Source organism: Paenibacillus sp. 79R4, assembly GCF_013393165.1.
Classification (GTDB): Bacteria; Bacillota; Bacilli; order Paenibacillales; family Paenibacillaceae; genus Fontibacillus.
The window spans coordinates 326,547-346,405 of the sequence record NZ_QJOT01000005.1; the positions used below are offsets into that span (position 1 = coordinate 326,547).

Annotated in this window: 27 protein-coding genes; 26 read left to right on the forward strand and 1 reads right to left on the reverse strand. The window is 49.1% G+C overall.

Going from position 1 to position 19,859, the window contains the following annotated elements; translation table 11 throughout:
- Positions 1–14 precede the first annotated feature (14 nt).
- The 11 genes from DMN77_RS09310 (at position 15) to DMN77_RS09360 (ending at position 7,499) form a co-directional block, all read left to right on the forward strand.
- Positions 15–641, forward strand: a complete 627-nt coding sequence (locus DMN77_RS09310) for a hypothetical protein (RefSeq protein ID WP_179014558.1) — start codon at positions 15–17, stop codon at positions 639–641.
- Positions 622–1,857, forward strand: a complete 1,236-nt coding sequence (gene mobP3, locus DMN77_RS09315; protein WP_179014560.1) for a MobP3 family relaxase — start codon at positions 622–624, stop codon at positions 1,855–1,857. Before DMN77_RS09310 ends, mobP3 begins: the two co-directional genes overlap by 20 nt.
- 81 nt (positions 1,858–1,938) lie before the next feature.
- Positions 1,939–2,139, forward strand: a complete 201-nt coding sequence (locus DMN77_RS09320) for a hypothetical protein (protein ID WP_179014562.1) — start codon at positions 1,939–1,941, stop codon at positions 2,137–2,139.
- 38 nt (positions 2,140–2,177) lie between these two features.
- Positions 2,178–2,882: a hypothetical protein gene (locus DMN77_RS09325; protein ID WP_179014564.1), complete on the forward strand. Its 705-nt coding sequence runs from the start codon at positions 2,178–2,180 to the stop codon at positions 2,880–2,882.
- A 14-nt stretch (positions 2,883–2,896) separates the two neighbouring features.
- Complete coding sequence (locus DMN77_RS09330) at positions 2,897–3,748, forward strand: hypothetical protein (protein ID WP_179014566.1); 852 nt, start codon at positions 2,897–2,899, stop codon at positions 3,746–3,748.
- Entirely contained in the window at positions 3,745–4,248 is a 504-nt protein-coding gene (locus DMN77_RS09335) for a TRAG family protein (protein ID WP_179014567.1), read from the forward strand. The genes DMN77_RS09330 and DMN77_RS09335 overlap by 4 nt, the downstream gene beginning before the upstream one ends.
- Entirely contained in the window at positions 4,211–5,782 is a 1,572-nt protein-coding gene (locus DMN77_RS09340; protein WP_179014569.1) for a VirD4-like conjugal transfer protein, CD1115 family, read from the forward strand. Before DMN77_RS09335 ends, DMN77_RS09340 begins: the two co-directional genes overlap by 38 nt.
- 5 nt (positions 5,783–5,787) lie before the next feature.
- Complete coding sequence (locus DMN77_RS09345; RefSeq protein WP_212978232.1) at positions 5,788–6,108, forward strand: Mbov_0395 family pilin-like conjugal transfer protein; 321 nt, start codon at positions 5,788–5,790, stop codon at positions 6,106–6,108.
- 63 nt (positions 6,109–6,171) lie between these two features.
- Positions 6,172–6,393 carry a DUF6133 family protein gene (locus DMN77_RS09350; protein ID WP_179014570.1) on the forward strand — a complete coding sequence of 74 codons (222 nt, stop codon included), beginning with the start codon at positions 6,172–6,174 and terminating at the stop codon, positions 6,391–6,393.
- Between the two features lie 70 nt (positions 6,394–6,463).
- Entirely contained in the window at positions 6,464–7,285 is an 822-nt protein-coding gene (locus DMN77_RS09355; protein WP_256872307.1) for a conjugal transfer protein TrbL family protein, read from the forward strand.
- Between the two features lie 4 nt (positions 7,286–7,289).
- The gene (locus tag DMN77_RS09360; protein ID WP_179014573.1) at positions 7,290–7,499 is read left to right on the forward strand and encodes a mercury transporter; all 210 of its coding nucleotides are present in this window, start codon (positions 7,290–7,292) and stop codon (positions 7,497–7,499) included.
- Positions 7,500–7,570: 71 nt separating this feature from the next.
- On the opposite strand, the gene DMN77_RS09365 is transcribed toward DMN77_RS09360, so the two are convergent.
- Positions 7,571–8,134 carry a GrpB family protein gene (locus DMN77_RS09365; RefSeq protein ID WP_179014681.1) on the reverse strand — a complete coding sequence of 188 codons (564 nt, stop codon included), beginning with the start codon at positions 8,132–8,134 and terminating at the stop codon, positions 7,571–7,573.
- Between the two features lie 188 nt (positions 8,135–8,322).
- Here DMN77_RS09365 and DMN77_RS09370 point away from each other — a divergent pair, with 188 nt between their 5' ends.
- The 15 genes from DMN77_RS09370 to DMN77_RS09440 all read left to right on the forward strand — a co-directional run bounded on the left by DMN77_RS09370 (position 8,323) and on the right by DMN77_RS09440 (position 19,844).
- The gene (locus DMN77_RS09370) at positions 8,323–8,658 is read left to right on the forward strand and encodes a hypothetical protein (protein WP_179014575.1); all 336 of its coding nucleotides are present in this window, start codon (positions 8,323–8,325) and stop codon (positions 8,656–8,658) included.
- A complete protein-coding gene (locus DMN77_RS09375) occupies positions 8,655–9,095 on the forward strand; it encodes a prepilin peptidase (RefSeq protein ID WP_218652906.1) in 441 nt (146 codons plus the stop codon). The genes DMN77_RS09370 and DMN77_RS09375 overlap by 4 nt, the downstream gene beginning before the upstream one ends.
- 25 nt (positions 9,096–9,120) lie before the next feature.
- Positions 9,121–9,861, forward strand: coding sequence for a Flp pilus assembly protein CpaB (gene cpaB, locus DMN77_RS09380; protein WP_179014576.1), 741 nt, complete (start codon positions 9,121–9,123; stop codon positions 9,859–9,861).
- A complete protein-coding gene (locus tag DMN77_RS09385) occupies positions 9,854–10,702 on the forward strand; it encodes a ParA family protein (protein WP_179014578.1) in 849 nt (282 codons plus the stop codon). Before cpaB ends, DMN77_RS09385 begins: the two co-directional genes overlap by 8 nt.
- Complete coding sequence (locus DMN77_RS09390) at positions 10,699–12,039, forward strand: CpaF/VirB11 family protein (protein ID WP_179014580.1); 1,341 nt, start codon at positions 10,699–10,701, stop codon at positions 12,037–12,039. The genes DMN77_RS09385 and DMN77_RS09390 overlap by 4 nt, the downstream gene beginning before the upstream one ends.
- On the forward strand, positions 12,036–12,974 hold the full coding sequence (locus DMN77_RS09395; protein ID WP_179014581.1) for a hypothetical protein: 939 nt from the start codon (positions 12,036–12,038) through the stop codon (positions 12,972–12,974). The genes DMN77_RS09390 and DMN77_RS09395 overlap by 4 nt, the downstream gene beginning before the upstream one ends.
- A gap of 11 nt (positions 12,975–12,985) precedes the next feature.
- Positions 12,986–13,237, forward strand: coding sequence for a hypothetical protein (locus tag DMN77_RS09400; RefSeq protein ID WP_179014583.1), 252 nt, complete (start codon positions 12,986–12,988; stop codon positions 13,235–13,237).
- Positions 13,215–13,949, forward strand: a complete 735-nt coding sequence (locus DMN77_RS09405) for a JAB domain-containing protein (protein WP_179014584.1) — start codon at positions 13,215–13,217, stop codon at positions 13,947–13,949. The genes DMN77_RS09400 and DMN77_RS09405 overlap by 23 nt, the downstream gene beginning before the upstream one ends.
- Positions 13,950–13,968: 19 nt before the next feature.
- Positions 13,969–14,841, forward strand: a complete 873-nt coding sequence (locus DMN77_RS09410; protein ID WP_179014586.1) for a secretion protein F — start codon at positions 13,969–13,971, stop codon at positions 14,839–14,841.
- A 24-nt stretch (positions 14,842–14,865) separates the two neighbouring features.
- Positions 14,866–15,261, forward strand: a complete 396-nt coding sequence (locus tag DMN77_RS09415) for a DUF4320 family protein (RefSeq protein WP_256872309.1) — start codon at positions 14,866–14,868, stop codon at positions 15,259–15,261.
- Complete coding sequence (locus tag DMN77_RS09420) at positions 15,258–15,794, forward strand: hypothetical protein (RefSeq protein ID WP_179014588.1); 537 nt, start codon at positions 15,258–15,260, stop codon at positions 15,792–15,794. The genes DMN77_RS09415 and DMN77_RS09420 overlap by 4 nt, the downstream gene beginning before the upstream one ends.
- Positions 15,795–15,917: 123 nt before the next feature.
- Positions 15,918–16,520 (forward strand): DUF6550 family protein, encoded by a 603-nt coding sequence (locus DMN77_RS09425; protein ID WP_179014589.1) that lies wholly within the window; start codon positions 15,918–15,920, stop codon positions 16,518–16,520.
- Positions 16,521–16,622: 102 nt separating this feature from the next.
- The gene (locus tag DMN77_RS09430; RefSeq protein WP_483874233.1) at positions 16,623–18,314 is read left to right on the forward strand and encodes a DUF8193 domain-containing protein; all 1,692 of its coding nucleotides are present in this window, start codon (positions 16,623–16,625) and stop codon (positions 18,312–18,314) included.
- A gap of 21 nt (positions 18,315–18,335) precedes the next feature.
- On the forward strand, positions 18,336–19,016 hold the full coding sequence (locus DMN77_RS09435) for a hypothetical protein (protein WP_179014592.1): 681 nt from the start codon (positions 18,336–18,338) through the stop codon (positions 19,014–19,016).
- A gap of 3 nt (positions 19,017–19,019) precedes the next feature.
- A complete protein-coding gene (locus DMN77_RS09440; protein WP_179014594.1) occupies positions 19,020–19,844 on the forward strand; it encodes a C39 family peptidase in 825 nt (274 codons plus the stop codon).
- Positions 19,845–19,859: the final 15 nt, after the last annotated feature.

Here is a 19,859-nt window from a genome sequence, read left to right on the forward strand (position 1 = left end):
AAGAGGCCCGCCTCTTGGGGGAAGGTGTAAAGGCAGGAATAGCAAAATGTCATTTTGCCGGAAAACCGCGTGAAAGCAGAGCTTTCACCGACATTTTTCAGGGGTTTCCCCCGACAATCGAATGTCACGTTCAAATCCTCGCAAGGAAGGAGATGCCATTGGCTCGAAAAGAATCCACTCAGCAAATTACCGTCAAGTTGCCCAAATCACAGGTTGACTCGCTCAAGAAATACGCTGCCTCTAAACATCTAAGTATGGCGGATGTGGTGCGAGCATTCATTCAGAAAGGAATGTCCATCGAAGCCTACACCCAGGAGATCGACTTCATTACCGCCATCATTCGTCAAGAGATTGGCATTGCGATTAACGGCCTCAGCAATCGTCTGGCCGGGCTTGCCAGCAAAGACTTGATCATGTCCGCCGCGGCGTATTATTCCACGATTGCCATCATTGCCGACCTCATTGATACCCACCGTTACACGACCTTTCGGGAAATCGAACGGAAAGCACGACAACTGGCGGTCGAGTATACCAAAATGAAGCTGACCGATGCAGAAAAGCTGTTCCTCTCTGGCGATGCTTTTGAGCAAAACTTGGAGCGCTTGCGTCGAGGACAATCCGATGTCGGCACTGATTTATAAGCAGCGCTTCTTTCATCCCAATCATCCTAACACGGCCGTTAGCAACTATGTGCACATCGGGTATATCGCTACTCGTCCCGGTGCAGTCAGGCATCCGAACAAGAATCATGGGTTGTTTGGAAAGTTGAAGCCTGGTACACTACAAGCCTTTGATTCCTGGCAGGAAGTCGCCCGGATTGCCCGACAAATCTCCCGAGAAGGCAAAAATATGTACCGCAGTGTCATTTCCTTTCAGACCGCGACCGCGCTTGAACTTGGTTTAACGGATTTCAACGATTGGCAGCAGTATGTCGAACAACATATCGCCACCTTGGCTGCCCAAAACCAAATCAAGATTGAAAACCTATGCTGGGCCGCCGCCTTTCATAATGAGCACGATCATCCACATCTCCACATTGTATTTTGGGACAAATCGCAAACGATCACCAAAAACTTCACCCATCCTGAAATCCCTAATCGCATTCGCAAGCAGCTCATCAAAGACACTTTTGCATATAAAATCAAGCAATTTTGTGCGCTACGCGACGAGGCGAAATCCGGTATCACGGAACTAACGGACCGCCTTGTTGATGAATTTGAGGATTACCTGAAACGATTGAATCCAAAAGCATTCCGCACTTTCCAGCATCGCTTCGAACATGAAGACGAAGACTTCTTGATTCGATTCCCCAAACATCATCTCATCGAATCGTCTTCCACCAAGCATTTGGCAAATCGATTGTTTGAACTCCGTCGCTTTCTCCCTCCCACCGGCAGGCTCGCCTATCAACTACTGCCACAGGAAACCAAAATACATCTCGACGAGCTGGTGCAAGAACTACTCAATGACAATCGCTATCTGGCGCAATTGGTCGAGGATTATGTACAGGCCAAGCTGGAGCTTGCCCGTCTCTATACGTCCGATCCGGATCGTTTGGAGAAACAGCGCGGCAACTATCAAGCGGAGGCAGAAAAGCGGATTGCAAACCGCATCCTTTCCACACTACGTACCATGATCAAAATGGAGATGGAGTCGGCAACTGCCATACGGCAAGCAGATCGGCAACATGCACTCGCTGAGCAGCTACTGTTGGAACTGCTGAACATGATGGAGAATCTTGCGATGCGTATCCGATTGGATGTCGATGACAAACTTAACGTAATGGGTGGTGAACTGTCCAAGCAAGCCAAAAAAGAATGGTTGCTACGGCACAAAGACCGCGGCATGGAAAGATGATTCTGCCACTCTTTTTTGTGGAAAACCTGTGTACAACATGTGTATAAACTGTGGATGATTCAAATCGAAAGGAGCTATTCGATGTTCTTTACAGATGGAAAACTTCGCCCCTATGAACAACTAATGCGCCAGTCCCCACGCCGGCCGCCCTCAAACAAAAAGCAAAAAGAACACTCTCAACCTCTCTCGAAATCACGTCCAAAGATGCCCAGCAAGGAGCAAACAGATAGAATCACTGATCGGCTGTTGGAACCTGATGCGGAAGCAGATCAAGAAAGCTAATGATTACTTTACCGACCATCTGAAAGGTGGGGAATCCCTTGAAAAGCAAAAGCGAATTTTACAAAGCCTTTTTTGCTGCGCTTGTCGAGCAGGGAATCGAAGTTCACCGCTCTACCTCCACCGACTATTTGGCTGATTTTTATTGGAAAGACCAGCTCATTGCCTTTTTCACTCGTATGGACAGCCTCGAAAAAAATCCCTTTGTCACGGTTCCTGACCGACTAATGAGCGGGATTCAAGACTTGGCCCGCAAAACGGCGTTGCAGCTTGGCATCTGCACCGAAAAACCGTACACAGACAAAGATGCCAAAATTGCCAACGGTGTCTATAAGTTGTGCGAGTACGGCGATGTCGTGCTGGCGTGTAAGCATCATCCGCTGTTCGAATACGTCTTTTCCACTTATCGACTGTCCCCGGACAACGGGACCCCTGTACAGCGCCAATACTTCTACAACAAAGAAGAAGCGTTGGAGAACTTTGCGTGCCGCAGCGGGTTAGTCGATGAACGAAAATTGTTCAATGAAGCTGAATTACTGCTTATTCACGATGAAATGGTCAAATTCCTCATCACGCCGAATGACAAAACAGTCGTGCAGTTTGAGCAGGTACAGATCCTGATTGATAAGCTGGAAGACCTGTTGCCCGCGCTAAAAGATCGGGAAATCCACCTCGATTACGAGCAAGAATTTGCCCATGATTACGACGGCAATCCGGAAGCACTGGAGGTCGCCGACGAACGATAAAGGAGGTCGCTCACATGTCCAAGCCGGAAAGCTCCATATGGGGCAACATTTTAACCTGCATCGAAATCGGCTTGCACATCTACGGCATTATCGCTGAGAAAAACAGCGGTGTGGTACTAGATGCCGATTACGCCAAAGAGGCGCTTAGTGAACAAGCGTTGCAAGCCGGAGAAGTTCATGGCGATCACATCTATTTTGACGATGTGAAGAGCGTCATTCCCGCTTACGAATTGCTGCAACAGGATGCCATAACCGACCCTGAATTTAAGGAACACTGCGGCAGCCCCGAGCAACTTGCCGAAGAAGGTAAGTTTTTCGCACCAGAATACTTTGGAGAGTTTTCTGCACCGAGTGCAACGCCTTGGGGCGAGATCACTGGTAATCGCTTCCTTCATAACGGGCTATATATGCTGGAAAGTCGCGGGGAATGGCAATTAGCTGTGCATCAAACGATTGCCGAACATTGTTTGTCTGAGTCTGCTCAACAGTTAGCCCCTGGATATGGCGATTACCTCTACTACCCGCTGGATGCCTGCGCGATCCCGATCTACGAATTATCCGCATCACACCCCGCTATTGCCGAACAAATTATCAGTGACGACAGTTTGTCGCATACGTTATGTGAAGACTATCCGGCTTACGTGGCGATGCACAACCTGCATACGGATGAATGGAGCCACATCCATGATTGCGCTGCACCCAAATCACTCTTTCTGCAAATCCAACTGGATGAGGCCGCTGCCGCCGAAGAAGAACCGAGCCATCGGCATATACAGGTTACCTACGAGACGGACAAAATAGCCGCGCCGCTTCAGGCCAGGGAGCCGGACGATTTTTTTGAACCTACAGGAGAACTCGAACTTTGAAGACGAAACAAAAAGCCTGGCTTTCTGGCCTCATCGCCGTGCTGGGAGGCGTATGCAATCTCTTTATCAGCACCGCCTTTCATTCCCTGCTGTCTGGAGAAACTTCCCGGCTTGCCCTTCCTTCCCTTGCCTCCTGTCTCGGCAGTCTGCTTATCCATCGCGGGCATCTTCTCCTATTCGTATGCCTGCAAAGCATTGTCCTGGTGCTTGCCGTGCTGTTCTTTTTCATGAACAGTCAGCCTTATCAAAGCAAATTACGGCAGGTCGCTCCCGGTATTGAGACGCCGGTTCCTACTGGACAGCATCAGCACGGATCGGCCCGCTGGTTGGGAGAAGAAGAATGGTCCCACGCTTTTGATCATTACACACTTGATCTTCGCCATCCGCTTATCCGGCATCTGATTCATTCGGGCTATGACGATCTGCAATTTTTGCACTCGTCTAAACAGGAGGTCACGGAAGATGAAGCTGTTTCATCCGAAAACTATTCCGAAACTTAATTCATCGTTACCTCTAATAACGGGCGGCATTGTGCTGGGGCTGAATCAGCAACGTGGAAAGGAACGGCTCTATTATATAGGCGATGATGTCCATACGCTTTGTATCGGCGCTACACGCAGCGGTAAATCCCGCTCGGTCGTCCTGCAATCCATTGGCCTATTGGCGCTTGCGGGTGAATCGCTGGTCATCTCCGATCCAAAAGCAGAGTTATTCCACTACAGCGCTCCCTTCCTGGAAAAGCTCGGTTATGAGGTACTCACGCTGGATTTTCGTCACCCGGAAAAAAGCCACCATTATAATCTGCTCCAACCGGTTATTGATGCCACCCTGAGAGGAGATCAGGAACAAGCCGAAATGTTAGCCTGGGACATGACGAATGTGCTGGTCGGCAAAGCGCAGGGCGAAAAAATTTGGACGAACGGCGAAATGTCCGTTATCGCTGCCTCCATCCTGAGCGTCATTTGGGACAATATCAAGCGGCCGGAATATCAGAATATGACGAACGTATACTGGTTCCTCGCCGAAATGAACAAGCCTACGGGCAACAAAACACCGATGCAGGAGTACATCAAGCGGTTGCCACAGCAGCATCCGGCCCGTGCACTGCTCAGCATTTCCGACATTGCCCCATCGCGTACTAAAGGCAGCTTCTTTACCTCGGCGCTCACGACACTGCGATTGTTTACGTCTAAGTCTATCTATGCGATTACCCATAAAAGCGACTTTTCTTTGGCCGACCTTGGCGAGAAGAAACAGGCGCTTTTTATTATTTTGCCGGACGAAAAGACGACCTTCTATCCGGTTGCCTCCCTGATGATTTCTCAGCTATACGAGCTATTGACAGCTGAGGCCGACAAACGCGGCGGACGGCTCAAGCGGCGTGTCAACTTTCTGCTCGACGAGTTTGGAAACTTTACGCCGATTGCCGATTTTACGAACAAATTGACGGTCGGCGGCGGACGCGGGATGCGCTTCAATCTGTTTGTGCAGAGTTTCGAACAGCTAAAGGAAAAATACGACGATCATGTGGCGAGTACGATCAAATCGAACTGCCAAACGTGGATTTATTTGCAGGCAGACGACTTGGAAACGCTACGTGAAGTCAGCGAGAAACTCGGAACCTACACCACCTCCAGCTATCAGTTGTCCGCCTCCCACGGAAAGTATACGACGCCAAGCACATCCCATAGTCTCAATCTGTTGGAGCGCAAGTTGCTAACCATAGATGAAGTGCGCCGCATCTCCCGTCCTTATCAACTCGTCCTCTCCCGCAGTCATCCGGCGATGATGTTCGCTCCCGATTTAAGTGCTTGGGCGTTCAATCGCATGATGGGACTTGGCGACAAGGAGCATAATCGCCGAGTACGAGAAGAACGGGAAAAGCGAAGGCCCATCCGAACTGACACCCGAAAGGAGGTGAAACTGTGGAACATATGGGTGTATTACCAGAAGGACATCGCAAGGCAATTAGCCGAACAGCAACGCGCGGCAGCCGCGCAAAACGGATTTCCGCCTTTTTCTTCCGAAGAGTAGAAGTTTTGATCCGCTTTTCTTCAGTGGCAGCGGGCGCCCTCTTTGGTTTCCTTTGCTTAACGTCTTCCGTTTCTGCAAACAGCATTCAGGATAGTAAATTAGCCAAAGGGACGGAGAAACTGATCGGAGACGCCACCACATGGCTGATGATACTGGCTCCCGTTGTAACCGGACTGCTCATTATTTATTTCTTTATTCGCCGATCGGCTGCTGACGAAATGGACACCAAAAAGTGGAACAACCGTATTATCGTCGCGGTTGTGTCTTGTATCGGCGCAGTGCTTGGTTCAGCCTTGCTCAACGTCATTATCGGTTATTACAAGTAAGACCAGCCTGCTGATATCGGCAGGCTATTTCATTTCCAATATCCATTTAGGAGGCTACTTTTTATGAAACAATGGCTGCAAAAGAAATTCATTCGTCCGGTAATCAAAGCAAAGAAAGCGGTAAGTAACCGCCGCGGAGAAGGTTTCGTGGATACGGCGGTCAAGATTCTTATGGCTGTTGTCATTGGGGCGCTCGTCTTGGCCGGTCTGTATATGCTCTTTGGTGATACCATTTTACCGACGCTGAAACAACGAATTCAGGAAATGTTCAATTACAGGGGATAAGCCCTGCCTGGAGCGGAAGCGGCGTTACCGCCGCTTTCCCGGAAAGGAGGAATCGGTGGATAAAATTCTATTGTTACTCATTGTCGCCATTCTAAATGGCGCGCTCATCTACATGGATACGTTGTTGAAAGACATCATCCCCATCTCTCTTTATGCAGAGCGTTACATGACGCTTTCCACCGGTGTGGATCTTGCTGAGAGTTTGTATGATATCCTATTCAGCTTTGGCGTCGCGCTTATGATCTTGAAGTTTTTGAAAAAAGGATTTGAAATTTATGTCCTTTGGACGGACGGCGATCCGGATGAGGAACCGCTGTTTTTGCTCACCAACTTTTTCCGGGCCATGGCCGTCGCCATCTGCTTTCCCACCATCTACACGTGGCTCGGTCAGATCGTAGAGGAATTAACCGACCGGCTGCTGGTCGTCATTGGCCAATCCACCGATTATAACTGGCAGTATTGGGTGGACAGCATCAGTTCACTGGGACTCGTGACGGCCATTTTCGGTCTAATCTTTGTTGTCTGCTTCTTCATTCTTTATTTCCAATTTCTGATGCGCGGGCTGGAGATGTTTATTTTGCGGGTCGGTATTCCACTTGCTTGCGCAGGGCTGCTGGATAATGATCGAGGCATCTTTCGCGCCTATGCGCAGAAATTCATGCAATCGATGCTGGCCGTCGTCATTCAAATCGCACTAGCCAAATTGGGCGTTGGCCTGATGTTGCAAGACCATATTTTTTGGGGTATGGCTTGCATGGTGGTAGCGATTCGGACGCCTCGATTCCTGTCTGACTTCCTGATTACAACCGGTGGGGGCGGCGGTGTCGTGAACAACGTCTACCAGAGCGTAAGGCTAGTCGGCATGGCCCGAAAGCTCATAAAGGCCGGGTGAAGAAATGATTACGCTAGAGGAACTGGCCCAGGCGATTATCGTACTCATTCGCTTGGGCTGCGTTTTCCGTTTCATCTATTGCATGGTGCGCCTTTCAGGAGCCGACGATGAAGCAACCAAATACAAAAAGCGCACGCGCAATGTCGTATTGTTTTATGTGCTCGCAGAAAGCATCTGGCAAGTGAAAGACATTATTCAGTATTACTACCAGTAACAGAGGTTTCCCTCCCTATCACAGGGGAAAGCGGAACCTGCATCTATGAGCCCCTGCAAATCTTAATCGTTTCACTTAACCGCATTCGCTCTCTCCATAATTTCCTTTACAATTGAATCTTTTGCATCTGCATAATCTTGCACGTGACGCCATTGATGTCGTGCCAAGCTACGCTTCACTTGTGCATACACGTCCCGGTCGGAGTCGTTCGCTTTGAGCCAATTGCGGAAAAGCAACATTCGGTCGATTTCGGACGCCCCCTGGCTAAATACGTGAAGATTAATTGCTGTATCGGGACCTTGGAATAGACGGTGTTCAAACCAATCGGGTTCCCGTATGTGTAGCGTGTACCCCTCTTCCTCCAAGTCAGGAACGTAGGCCGTTTCGTCAGCAGAATTCTCTACTACCAGCAGCATATCGATGATTGGCTTGGCACATAATCCTGGCACCGAAGTAGATCCAACATGCTCCAATTGCAGAACCTTGTTTCCAAGTATTGAACAAATTCGTTCGGCCTCTTGCTCGAAAAGTTTAGGCCATTGCGGATCATAATCCTGGAGAGTAATGGTTGTGTTGTGGGGCTTCAATTCACCAACCGTTGCTTTCTGAAGCCTTTCCTCACTGGTGGATGCCATATTTGAATGATCATGATACGATGTCAATTACTCCACCCGCTTTCTTTCATATTTGATATGAAAATGCTGAGCTCTTCAATATACCACAAATGTATATCGAAGCAAAGGCCTGTACCTTCCCCTTTCCTTACCCTCTATCCCTTGTTCTTAATTCTTTTCAATCAGAAAAAGGAGGTTCCTACTTTACCATGGATCAAAATCAATCTCTATACATTCCCTTAGGCGTCAAGCCGGAAGCCGAGTGGTTTCCCGGCTTCGGTCAACGTCAGCTTGGTCAATCAGCTATTGGCTCACTTGCTGCTGTTGTAGTCACCCTATGTCTTTGGCTGATGGGCGGCAGTGTTCCGCTCGCAGTGGTTACTTTCCTGATCGGCGTGTCCGCCTCTGTGATGATGACAACCAAGGACCGTCATAATTTGTCTGTACTGGATCAGATCATGTTTATGATTCGTTATGCCAAGTCTCAGAAGTTCTACCCTTATCGCAGTTTAAACACTTGGACTACGACGGAATACAAGCTATGATGCACGCAGAAACCGCCTTACTGATACAGGGGATGTTATTTTCTACGCTTCTTCTTATTGCTAGTTTTCACGACATTCGCACACGCGAGGTCCCCAATTGGGTGCCGATCGCCTTAATCGGCTCAGGCTTGCTCCAGTTCCAGCTTGTTCCGGCTCTTATCGGCCTCGTATCTACCAGCTTGCCTTATCTGCTTGCCGCTGTTACCACAAACGGAAAAATCGGCGGCGGCGATATTAAGCTGATGGCAGCCTGTGGTTTTGTTTTGGGCCCAGTCGGCGGCCTTCTGCATAGCATTATCGGGTTAACATTCGTTTTGCTCTTCGCGATAGGAATCGTTTATCCTCATGGGCTTAAAAAAACCAAGCAAACCGCCTTCCCGCTCGTTCCTTTTCTTACGGCAGGCGGTTTGCTCACATTTACATTACTTTATTTGTGATTGACGAAGGAGGATATTCCAATTCATGAATTGGCTAAAAAACCGTACCGTTTTGGGGGTAAGCTGCATAATCTTATCCCTTATCCTTTGTCTCGGCATTGCACCGCTGTTGAATCGAAGCGCCAGTGAAAAAGTCGCGATTGCCCGCATCGTTCAAGAGGTAGCCAAGGGCGAGGCCATCACTGCCGCTCATGTAGAGACCGTGTATGTAGGAGCCTACAATCTGCCCACTGACGTGCTAAAATCCGAAGACCAAGTGATCGGACAGTATGCCGCGGTGGATCTGAAAGCTGGGGATTATCTGCTCCCTTCCAAATTGTCAGCCTCTCCCCTTGATGCTTATTTAACCCGTCTGGACGGACAGAAACAAGCCTTGTCGGTTACAATCAAAAGCCTCGCAGCGGGCCTTTCCGGCAAGCTTCAACCTGGTGATATTGTCAGCTTATTCGCCGCCGACTACAGCGACCTTCGCACAACCACGTTGCCCCCGGAACTGCAATACGTAGAAGTGCTGTCGGTTACGACCAGCAGTGGTCTGGATGCCCAAACCACAGTAAACGATCAAAACGAAAGAGAACTGCCTTCCACACTTACCTTGCTCGTCCGGCCTGAGCAAGCCGTATTGCTGACCGACATCGAAAGCAAAGGAAAACTACATGCGGCATTGGTTTACCGGGGAGATGCGGCAACAACACAGTTATTCCTTGATAAACAAGAAGCGTATTTCTCGTCCAAATCACAACCGGAGGATGTTGCTCATGAGTAATAAGCCGCTCATCGTCCTATGGGGCAGTCCGAGCAGTGGCAAAACCATCACTACCGTCAAATTGGCGCAAGCTCTGGCCGCTCACCATAAAAATGTACTCGTCATTTTCAGCGACGCCCTCTGCCCTTCCGTTGCTGCTATCGTACCTGGTCAAGCTAACGAGCAGAAATCGCTTGGTGAGCTGCTCAGCCTGCCTTCGCTTGCCCAGGAAAACCTTCTCCACTATTCGCTCACGTTAAAAGGCTCGCCCCATCTCGCCTTTCTCGGTTATAAAAAAGGCGATCATGTCTTTTCTTATGCTGACTATAGCCGCGAGCGAGCCGTCGACTTGCTGACTCTGGCCAGACATACTGCCGATGTTGTGCTGGTAGACTGCGCCAGTTATGTGTCTTCTTATTTGCTTTCGACCGTGGCGCTGGAGTTAGCCGAAGTAATATTCCGATTTCACAACTGCGATCTCAAAAGCCTGATGTTTTACGCCTCCTATTTGCCGTTATTGTCCGATGCCCGATTTCAGCATGCGGAGACGATTCCGATTTTGTCCAATGTCAAGCCGGGACAAGATAACCGGGCATATAGCCAAGTTGTCGGGGGAATCCAATTCCTTCTGCCGCACGTCGCAGCGCTGGAACAACAATCCCTCGAAGCACGACTCATGGACCCGCTTCCGCCCGGCAAGGACGCGACTCTTTATCAGGAAGGCATCTCCCACATGATGAGGTTGATCATCCCCGAGGACGTACAGAAGTCACATAAGAGTCCCGCGGCAGCTACGAGCAGAGTATCTGTCGCTCAATGGTTCAGAAAGCAGCTTGAACATTGGCGAGGTGATCGAAAATGAATCAATCCGCACTCTATTTCTCTAGCCAGTCCAAGCCTTTTAGTGAAGTGTTGATAGAGGTGCAAGCTTACCTCTCCAGCAAATACGCGACTTTGCTCAGTAGTCATCAGGTAGAACAGAAACAGCAGATTATCGCCTATATCAGTCAATACTTGACCGATCACCGGCTGCACGTGCCTGGCCTAGCTTTTGATGAGCTAATCGACCGTTTGTATTCGGAAATGGTCGAGTATTCGTTTTTGACACGCTATTTATTCGCGAGTGATGTGGAAGAGATCAACATTAACGGCTATAACGACGTGAAAATCAGTTACACGAATGGCGCTATCCTGCCTGCTGATGAACAATTTGCTTCCCCTGAACACGCGATCAATGTCATTAGGCGTTTGCTGCACCAATCCGGTATGATTCTCGACTACTCGCAGCCCATCGTTCGCGGACACTTGGCCAACAATATTCGCATTACCGTTTTCGGCATGCCGATCACGGATAAGGACAAGGGCATCGCCGCTTCCATTCGAATCGTCAACCCACAAAAACTGGCGCGGGAAGATTTTATCCACAGCGGTACAGCCACCGGTGAAATGCTGGACTTTCTCAGCCTATGCCTGCGATACGGTATTTCTCTCTGCGTGACTGGTGCGACCGGCAGCGGCAAGACGACCCTTATGAGCTGGCTATTGTCAACGATTCCTTATGACAAGCGAATCTTTACGATTGAAAACGGCACTCGCGAGTTTGACCTAGTGATGACGGACGGGGAAGGGCACGTCCTGAACAACGTGGTGCATACAGTGACACGATCCAGTGAAGACCCTCGTCAAAACATTGACCAAGAAAAATTGTTAGAGTATGCTTTGACTGCCAACCCCGATGTCATTTGTGTAGGTGAGATGAAATCTGCCGAAGCATTTGCTGCACAGGAAGCAGCCCGTACCGGACATACGGTCATTACTACAACCCACGCCAATTCCTGTCTCGCCACCTATTACCGAATGGTGACGCTTTGCACACAAAAATACGAAATGAATGATAAAACACTGTACAATCTGGTTACTGAAGCATTTCCGATTGTTCTGTTTGTCAAAAAACTGGAGGATAATGTCCGTCGCATCATGGAAATCACCGAATGCCGCATTCAGTCTGACGGAACGCGTGAGGTGGTTCCTTTATACCGATTCGCCGTCCACTCTACACGGGAAGTCTGCGGGCAAATTCGTATTGAAGGTGACTACGAAAAAGTAAATGACATCTCGCCCGGTTTGCAGAAACGTCTATTGGAAAATGGCTTGCCGCTATCCATGCTGCAACAATTAAGAGGGGGCGATAGCACATGATGGTGTTGCTCCTGCTTTCCTTTGTTGGCTTATCTGCTGGAAGCCTGATATTGCTGAGCCTGACTCCCCGCTCGTTAATGGATGCTTTATCGGAGTTCTTGCAACGGAGGCAGATGCGCAAGCGGCCGATCGCCAAGCAAATTCTTCGTGTTCAGCGACCGAAAAAATTGAAAGGCTGGCGCGCCACCATTGTCGAGGCGACCGCGATCTTACATCAAACCGGACACGAACAGCGTACAGGTTTCCTTTTCGCCCTTTCCTTGATGCTGGCGATAGGCGGCGCACTGCTCGCCCTGATGCTGGATAACATTTGGCTTTTGCCCGTCCTTGCAGGCGGGTTTGCCATGTCGCCTTTTTGGATCGTGCTATTTCGTGCAACGTTCTACAAAAAGCGGCTGCATGACGAATTGGAAACCGCATTATCCGTTATTACAACATCTTATCTGCGCAGCGAGAATATTCTAGCGGCGGTCGAGGAGAATTTGCCGTATCTGAATCCGCCCGTATCCGATGTGTTTCAAGCATTTTTAGCGGAGTCCAAACTGATTCATACGAATCTTCATCTGGCGCTCACAAGACTGCGTGGTCGCATTCATAACAGTGTCTTTCAGGAATGGTGCGACGCATTGATGGCCTGTCAGGAGGATCGCGCGCTGAAAACGACACTCATGCCGATTGTCGCCAAGCTATCCGACATGCGCGTCGTTTCGGCTGAACTGGACGCAGCCCTCTATGAACCACTTAAAGAGTTTATTACGATGGCTCTGCTGCTGATCGGCAACATTCCGCTGCTCTATTTCTTAAATCGGGATTGGTATCGCGCTCTGACGCAAACGACGCCAGGGCATATTGTGTTGGCATTGTGCGCGCTAGCAATCTTGGTATCTTTGGCTGCCGTCATTCGGCTGACGCGGCCGCTTGATTATCGAAGATAGGAGGACCCTTTATGAACAACAAAGACGTCGCTTCCTTGCTGGGAGAGTTGATAGAGGCGGATAAGGATGAATGTGTCAGTTTGGAAAAGCTGCTTGATCGGTACGGCGTGGTCGGCTTTTTCCAAAAGTTAGATGAGAGAATGCCCTTGTCAACGGAAAGCTTGGAAAAACTTCAAGCGCTTCAATCATTGATGGACATCCTGTCACAAAGGTATGTGGAACTTGGGGAGGGAAACGGATATGAGCCAGCTCCACACCAATGAGAAGTATGTGGCTGACTTTGTCCATTCTATTCACAAATTAACCCGCATTCCATTGCACAAGCTGGAGGAATACGGCAAGGTAAACAACCTCATCAACGTACTGGAACATCCTCGCGTATTGGAGCCGACCACTGCACAATTTCAAAAAATTGAGCAACTCAATGCGTTCCTTCGGGCCTACCGCGTGGTCAAGTGGGAGGAGGAAAACGCCAAACAGTGTATTCGCTCACCACAACATGCCGGCGACTATTTTTCCACGCTTCTCGATGGCGTTCGGGACCGGGAACGGTTTATGGTTGCCTTCTTGAACAACAGCAATCGTATCATCGAGACCCGAACGATTTCGGAAGGCGGCATCGACCAAGCGCCTGTCTACCCCCGTGATGTCCTAAAAGCTGCCTTGAATTGCGACTGCTCTGCTGTGATCTTTGCGCATAATCATCCGGGCGGCACCCTCTCCCCTTCTCCCGAAGACGTACAGTTAACGCGACGGATGGTCGATATTTTCGAGCCCTTAAACATCCAAGTACTCGATCATATCATCATCGCGGGCAACGGCTACCTGTCCATGGCTGAAATGGGCAAACTGCCGAGCGTTGCAGAAAGGGCCGCCAACTACGATTCCATCTCCCTTCCGGTGATGGAACAAATCGGCTTTCCATACGAAACATTGCATTCGCCAGATGAAATTGAAGATGAATGGGAACGGTAAAGGAGGTGTCATTTGATTCATGACAGAACTTCTTGTGGGCTTCAGTCTGTTTTTTGCAGCCGGAGCCTATTTTTTATTAGCCGATCTATTGCAAGTCTCCACCCGTGCCAGTACAAAAGCGATTCTGCAGGTCGCCAAAATTGGAAAAGGAAAACCATCCTCCCTGCATGTCCTGCTCTTTCACCTCTCCGCTTGGCTAGCCGAACACTTGAAGCTCAGTGACTACTACAAACGAAAAACAGCGGCTACGCTTCGTTCAGCCGGCATCTCCCTCACGCCCGAAGTGTTTCTGACGCAAGCGATTGTGAAAGCAAGTCTAATCTTTGGTGCCGGTATGGCCCTTCTTCCCTTTCTGCCGCTGCTATCCCCGCTCTTGATCTTTCTGGCTATCGCCTTCTTTTTTAAAGACTACCGCTCCGCCGATGAAGCGGTACGAAAAAAGCGTGAGCAAATCGAATCCGAACTTCCCCGATTCGTCGCAACCGTATCGCAAGAATTGAAGGCCTCACGCGATGTCATGCGGATACTCGAGACGTATGCGAGCCATGCCAGAGAGAGTTTGCAGCACGAACTGCAAATGACGATCGCTGATATGAAAAGCGGTAGTCTGGAAACCGCGCTACTCCGACTGGAAACCCGGATCGGCAGCACGATGCTGTCTGATATGGTACGTGGCTTGTTGGCCGTATTGCGCGGTGATCAGGGTGTGGTCTATTTTGAAATGCTAGCGCATGATTTCAAGCTGGCCGAGATCCAACGACTCAAACGGATCGCGATGAAGCGCCCCGGCAAAATTCGCAAATATTCCTTCCTAATGTTAGCCTGCTTTATGCTTACTTACATGGTCATTATCGGCATGGAGATTATGAAGGCTATCGGTGAGTTGTTTTAATCTGCTTATGAAAGGAGGCTTTCTATGCTGTATCGAGCGCTCCGCTCCCGCCGCGGCGAAGGGTATATCGATGTTACCGTCATTGTGCTCGCAGCCATGCTTTGCATCGGACTTGCTATTCAAGTTTTTCCGGTATTTATGGCCCAGCAAAAGCTGGATACGTTCGCGAGTGAATTGGCCCGGGAAGCAGAGATTTCTGGCAGAGTCGGCCCTGAAACCACACAGCGAGCCAATGAGTTGCAACTGCAAACCGGGCTGTCGCCCACCATCGCATGGAGCAAAACCGGCCCAATTCAAATCAACCAAGAGGTAACAGTCACACTGCGCACGACAGCAGATATCGGTTTTGGAAGCTTTGGATCATTTCCCATCGAGCTTTCAGCTACTGCGAAAGGAAAGTCCGAGGTGTACTGGAAATGATGCGATTCTGGAAAAATTGTTCCGGCAGCGGGTATCCGCTTGCGATTACAATTGTGCTGGCAATTCTGCTGCTATCTTGCTGCATATTTGAATATTTCCGGCTGTCCATCATCGCAGCAGAGGTAAGGAACGCCACACAAAGTGCCATTATATCCGTGGCAACAGAAAATTACAGCCTGGTCTACAACGGCTTGCGACAAAGTTATTCAGGCGGTTATACTCGAGCCGACAATCAATGGCAAGAATCTTGGACAACAGGTGACATTTACAACCGCATTAGCCGGGATTTAGGACTGGTTCAAGAAGGGAGCAGATATGTGCGGAAATCCTCTGACTACACCGAGTACAGCATCTCTGGACTTGAAGTCGATATCATAAATACGCCGTTCGCTCCTGCGTCACCCGATTCCATTCAACAATTTACCGCCGAGGCACAGCTACAGCTTGCCGTGCCGCTATCTTTCGGCTGGGGCCATCTGCCTCCCATGAAAGCGAGTTTGAAGGTTCAGGCTGTGTATCGACCACGATTTTGAAAGTGCAAGATTCTACTGCAATCAACAAGATCGCTGTTCAAGTTGGAATTTACAGATTTATACAGTATAATGAGGATAACCTTTCCTTTTTCGATTCGTTCACTGAAAAGGAGTTGATTCGTCGTGAAACGTAAAATATGGGTATGGACGAGTTGCATTATTCTTTTAGGTGCCATTGGTTTGTGGGCGTTCAGCAACGATGGAGGCCAGTTTTCCGAGGTTGAAACGATCATGCCTCCCTCTCCCGATCCTGCTCTTGTGACGATACCCGATATTGATCCCGAACCATCTACTGAGAGCGACACAAACTCGGAATTACCTGGGCAGAGCCCCGAAAAAGACGGTTCTGCTTCAAGTCCAATTCCCGAAGCTTCGCAAAATACAGAACTAAGTATTTCAGAACCACCTGTCCTGCAACCGGAGAAAGAAGTTACAGAAGTAGAAGTCCCCCTTACTGATCCGACACCAACGCCAAAACCGACAGAGCCGCCAAAGCCTAAGCCCAAAGAAACAGATAAACCACAGTCTCCTGACACTCCGCCTACTTATGAGGAGAAGGAAACTCAGCCCAATAAGCCGCAGGATGAGCCGAAAGCTGGTAACAAAAACGAAAATGGAAAAGTCCTCGTGCCAGGGTTCGGTTGGGTTGAGCAAGGAGGCCCTAGTCAAGGTAGCAAAAGTGAATCAGATGGAGATTGGAATAAACAAATAGGTACAATGGATTAATCTATTAATGAAGCAGAGGTACAGGTAATCACCTGTACCTCTTTGCTTTGGGAGGAGATTAGATTGAAACGTATCCTCATATCGGTTTTAACTTTATTGGTCATGGTTTCTTCCCTCTGTTCCCCTATTTATGCAAACGGCGACGGGAATATTGACAATGGCGGAGGGGACATGGGATCAGGAACATCTCAAAATAAATGGACACCCGGTTATGACGGAGTACGGATTACCATAATCCGCTCTAGTGACAAAGCAGTGGTTTCCACCCCTATTGACTATACCAACAAGACATTACCTAGAGATATCATTCACTTTGGGAAGATTAGCAAGATTCAATATCTAAATCACAGCCCGTTGAAGCCCTCTACCGATATCTACCGATATAAGATCCCTGCATCGCCAATGCCACGTATAATCAGCTCTAGCGGCACCGTTACCGACATCGAGGTCATCAAAAAATATTTCACTTCTGAAGGCGCAGTAAAAATGGTAGCCAACGATACTGGCATCGACTTCGATTCGTTAACTAACGGAAACTATAAGCTGTTGCTGGAGCCCATTGCGTATCTAACCTTTCAAGGCGTATTCATGTCGATGACTGCTCATGAAGCGGCTTTGTACGATCAAGTCCTTAGTGGCGGTCTACGTTCCAAAATGGTGAGCCTCACGCATCAAAATCTGCCTTTGTCCATGTTTCTTGAAACGCCTGACCTTGATTTTCCCGCATGGAGCGGCTCACGCAGAGGCAGAGTGAGCAACGACCAGATTATCTCATCCTTAGGACTTGGTATTGTCCGTTTTAACGGTGCGCCAACTACACCTCCACCACCGGTCCAGACAAGCGTACAGTATCGTACCAATACCGATGTCATCACCTCCGTACGGCTCTCCACTTCCACCGCGATTACTCCCGAATCCCCAGCCAGCGTATCGTTTCATATTTTGGGTAGTCGTTATACGGTTAGCAATATTGTCATTCCAGAGGGGGACAGTCAACTGGTTTGGGTGAAATGGCGCACGCCAAGCCAGCCTCAGACACTCTCCATTCAGGTAAATTCCTCCAAGGGTTCATTAAGTGCATCTTCTATCACCGCCTCCATTGTTGATTTAAATCAGAATACTCCCCCTGATCCGAAGGCCACAGATCGAAATGACAGTTTTCGGCAACCGTCCATCCCTAGCTATGCAGATAAAACGTCCGCTTCATGGGGCATATGGTCTGCACACTGGCATGAATATTGGGTTTGGATTCCCAAGTGGCGATGGATCAGCACGGGACCCGATTCCGGTTATTGGGTAGATAACGGACATTGGGTAGATCAGGGCTGGTGGGAATATACTTGGACAGGTTATCGTGCCTCGCTTTCGGCCACACAATCCATTTCCCCTGATGCCAAGTCTCCCACTACAGTTTCCGACCGTATCAAATCCGGATACGGAATTGAAATGGACGTATCGGCTGACGTGTCTTCAAATGCGCCCAGCAGCCACTTAACCGGTGCGCAAAATGCCGTTTCCTATTTCCCTGAGTTTAACTATCGAACATATTGGCGATTGCATGATCTGAAAACGAGTGGATTAAACGCCGACTTTTGGCTAAAAACGAATGACTTCTCCACTTATCAAAGTCGGGTGCACTTCACGCCAATCTGGTATCCGGACGGTTCCTATACCCCGATTACGCATGTATTGGATGCCTGGACCCCAGACGGGATGCTCACCCTGCAACTTCAAAGCTCCATCACCATATCCGATAATTTGTTTTCCGATTGGCATATCGCACCACTAAAATAACGAAAGGATGGTGCTGCTTCCATGCTGCTGCCGATCCTCATCCTGCTCCTCTGCCTCATAGGCGGAGGAGCTGTTCTATTTTTCCTCCGAACCAGCAAGCGACGATCGCAAGCGACGAGTGACGCAGCTAGGCAAACAGCGCAACAATTCGTCAACGTTCAAGATATTCAAGGACATTTCCTGTATACATTGGACGGATGGGTACTATCTTATCTTCGCATCTTTCCGATCAGCCTTGACCTGTTAAGTCTATCAGAGAAACGGATGCTCATCCGAAAGTTAACCGCTGAGCTTTCTTCCATTCGGTTTCCCTTTAAATTTCTGGCTGTAAGCCGACCCGTCGATATTTCGCCCTTAATCACAGATCTTTCCTCTCTTCTCCCCTCTGCAGATTCAGCCCAAAAGGAACTGCTGCGTCAAGAATTGATGGAGATGAACTCATTAGCGCTATCCGGTGAAGTGGTCGAGCGACAATTTTATTTGTCGCTCTGGCAGCGGCAAGGGCAAGGCGGCGAACGCGAACTACTAGACAAGGCAAAGCGACTTGTCCAGCATTTTGAGGATGCTGGAGTTCAGGCTCAACTCCTCAAGCAACAGGAGATTGTTCGCCTATGCAATCTGGTAAACACCCCAGCATACAGTCATCTGGACCAAGCTGACCCAGAGGAAGCAATACCATTTTTATTTTACAGGGAGGGATAACACATGGACCCAGCTACTGCCAAGCTGTTGGCACAACTTGCCGTGAAAGTGGCAGCCGATGAAGAAGCACGTAAACGTCTCCTCCTTCTCATCGCAATTCCTGTCGCCGCGCTATTACTTTTGATTGCTATGATTTTGCAACTGCTAACTTCACCAATCGAATCCCTCAAGATATTGCTCACTCCCAATGAAACGCCGATTGTTGAGGAATTGCGTTCTGATTACGGATACACACAGTTGTTACAGAAAGAAGATGACGGTTACTTGGAAAGTAACGGCCAGCAATACGAGGGTGTCGTATTTCAAGATGCTGGCCGTGAAGTCGTGTACTTCAACCAAATGGATGCTCGATGGGCAGACAAGCCTTATGGCCCTACCGATACGATCGGTGTTGCCGGTTGCGGCCCGACTTCTCTTTCCATCGTTGTCTCCACGCTCACTGATCAAACCGTTGATCCGGTCACCATGTCGAAGTGGGCCTACGACAATGGCTATTTAGCGGAAGGCACCGGCAGCTACCATAGCCTGATTCCAGGCGGGGCAACACATTTTGGCTTACAAGTAACAGGCGCAACCGCTAAGGAAGAGCAGACCATCATTGATGCTTTAGCTGCCGGCAAGCTCGTTGTCGCCATTATGAGCAAAGGCCATTTCACTTCAACAGGTCATTTTATTGTTCTGCGCGGCGTCACAGAAGATGGACACATTTTAGTCGCTGATCCTGCAAGTAAAAAAAGGAGCGAGCAAACTTGGGACTTCAATATCATCTTGGCTGAAGCCAGAAAAAATGCCGGTGCAGGCGGACCATTTTGGATTATTCATTCATGAAAGGAGTGGCACTTC

Coding starts and splice junctions, on each gene's coding strand:
- DMN77_RS09410 (WP_179014586.1), top strand. CDS start 13,969: ATGACAGAACTTCTTGTGGGCTTCAGTCTGTTTTTTGCAGCCGGAGCC.
- DMN77_RS09420 (WP_179014588.1), top strand. CDS start 15,258: ATGATGCGATTCTGGAAAAATTGTTCCGGCAGCGGGTATCCGCTTGCG.
- DMN77_RS09390 (WP_179014580.1), top strand. CDS start 10,699: ATGAATCAATCCGCACTCTATTTCTCTAGCCAGTCCAAGCCTTTTAGT.
- cpaB (WP_179014576.1), top strand. CDS start 9,121: ATGAATTGGCTAAAAAACCGTACCGTTTTGGGGGTAAGCTGCATAATC.
- DMN77_RS09370 (WP_179014575.1), top strand. CDS start 8,323: ATGGATCAAAATCAATCTCTATACATTCCCTTAGGCGTCAAGCCGGAA.
- DMN77_RS09320 (WP_179014562.1), top strand. CDS start 1,939: ATGTTCTTTACAGATGGAAAACTTCGCCCCTATGAACAACTAATGCGC.
- DMN77_RS09375 (WP_218652906.1), top strand. CDS start 8,655: ATGATGCACGCAGAAACCGCCTTACTGATACAGGGGATGTTATTTTCT.
- DMN77_RS09360 (WP_179014573.1), top strand. CDS start 7,290: ATGATTACGCTAGAGGAACTGGCCCAGGCGATTATCGTACTCATTCGC.
- DMN77_RS09415 (WP_256872309.1), top strand. CDS start 14,866: ATGCTGTATCGAGCGCTCCGCTCCCGCCGCGGCGAAGGGTATATCGAT.
- DMN77_RS09405 (WP_179014584.1), top strand. CDS start 13,215: ATGAGCCAGCTCCACACCAATGAGAAGTATGTGGCTGACTTTGTCCAT.
- DMN77_RS09430 (WP_483874233.1), top strand. CDS start 16,623: ATGGTTTCTTCCCTCTGTTCCCCTATTTATGCAAACGGCGACGGGAAT.
- DMN77_RS09365 (WP_179014681.1), bottom strand. CDS start 8,134: ATGGCATCCACCAGTGAGGAAAGGCTTCAGAAAGCAACGGTTGGTGAA.
- DMN77_RS09350 (WP_179014570.1), top strand. CDS start 6,172: ATGAAACAATGGCTGCAAAAGAAATTCATTCGTCCGGTAATCAAAGCA.
- DMN77_RS09440 (WP_179014594.1), top strand. CDS start 19,020: ATGGACCCAGCTACTGCCAAGCTGTTGGCACAACTTGCCGTGAAAGTG.
- DMN77_RS09400 (WP_179014583.1), top strand. CDS start 12,986: ATGAACAACAAAGACGTCGCTTCCTTGCTGGGAGAGTTGATAGAGGCG.
- mobP3 (WP_179014560.1), top strand. CDS start 622: ATGTCGGCACTGATTTATAAGCAGCGCTTCTTTCATCCCAATCATCCT.
- DMN77_RS09395 (WP_179014581.1), top strand. CDS start 12,036: ATGATGGTGTTGCTCCTGCTTTCCTTTGTTGGCTTATCTGCTGGAAGC.
- DMN77_RS09340 (WP_179014569.1), top strand. CDS start 4,211: ATGAAGCTGTTTCATCCGAAAACTATTCCGAAACTTAATTCATCGTTA.
- DMN77_RS09330 (WP_179014566.1), top strand. CDS start 2,897: ATGTCCAAGCCGGAAAGCTCCATATGGGGCAACATTTTAACCTGCATC.
- DMN77_RS09435 (WP_179014592.1), top strand. CDS start 18,336: ATGCTGCTGCCGATCCTCATCCTGCTCCTCTGCCTCATAGGCGGAGGA.
- DMN77_RS09385 (WP_179014578.1), top strand. CDS start 9,854: ATGAGTAATAAGCCGCTCATCGTCCTATGGGGCAGTCCGAGCAGTGGC.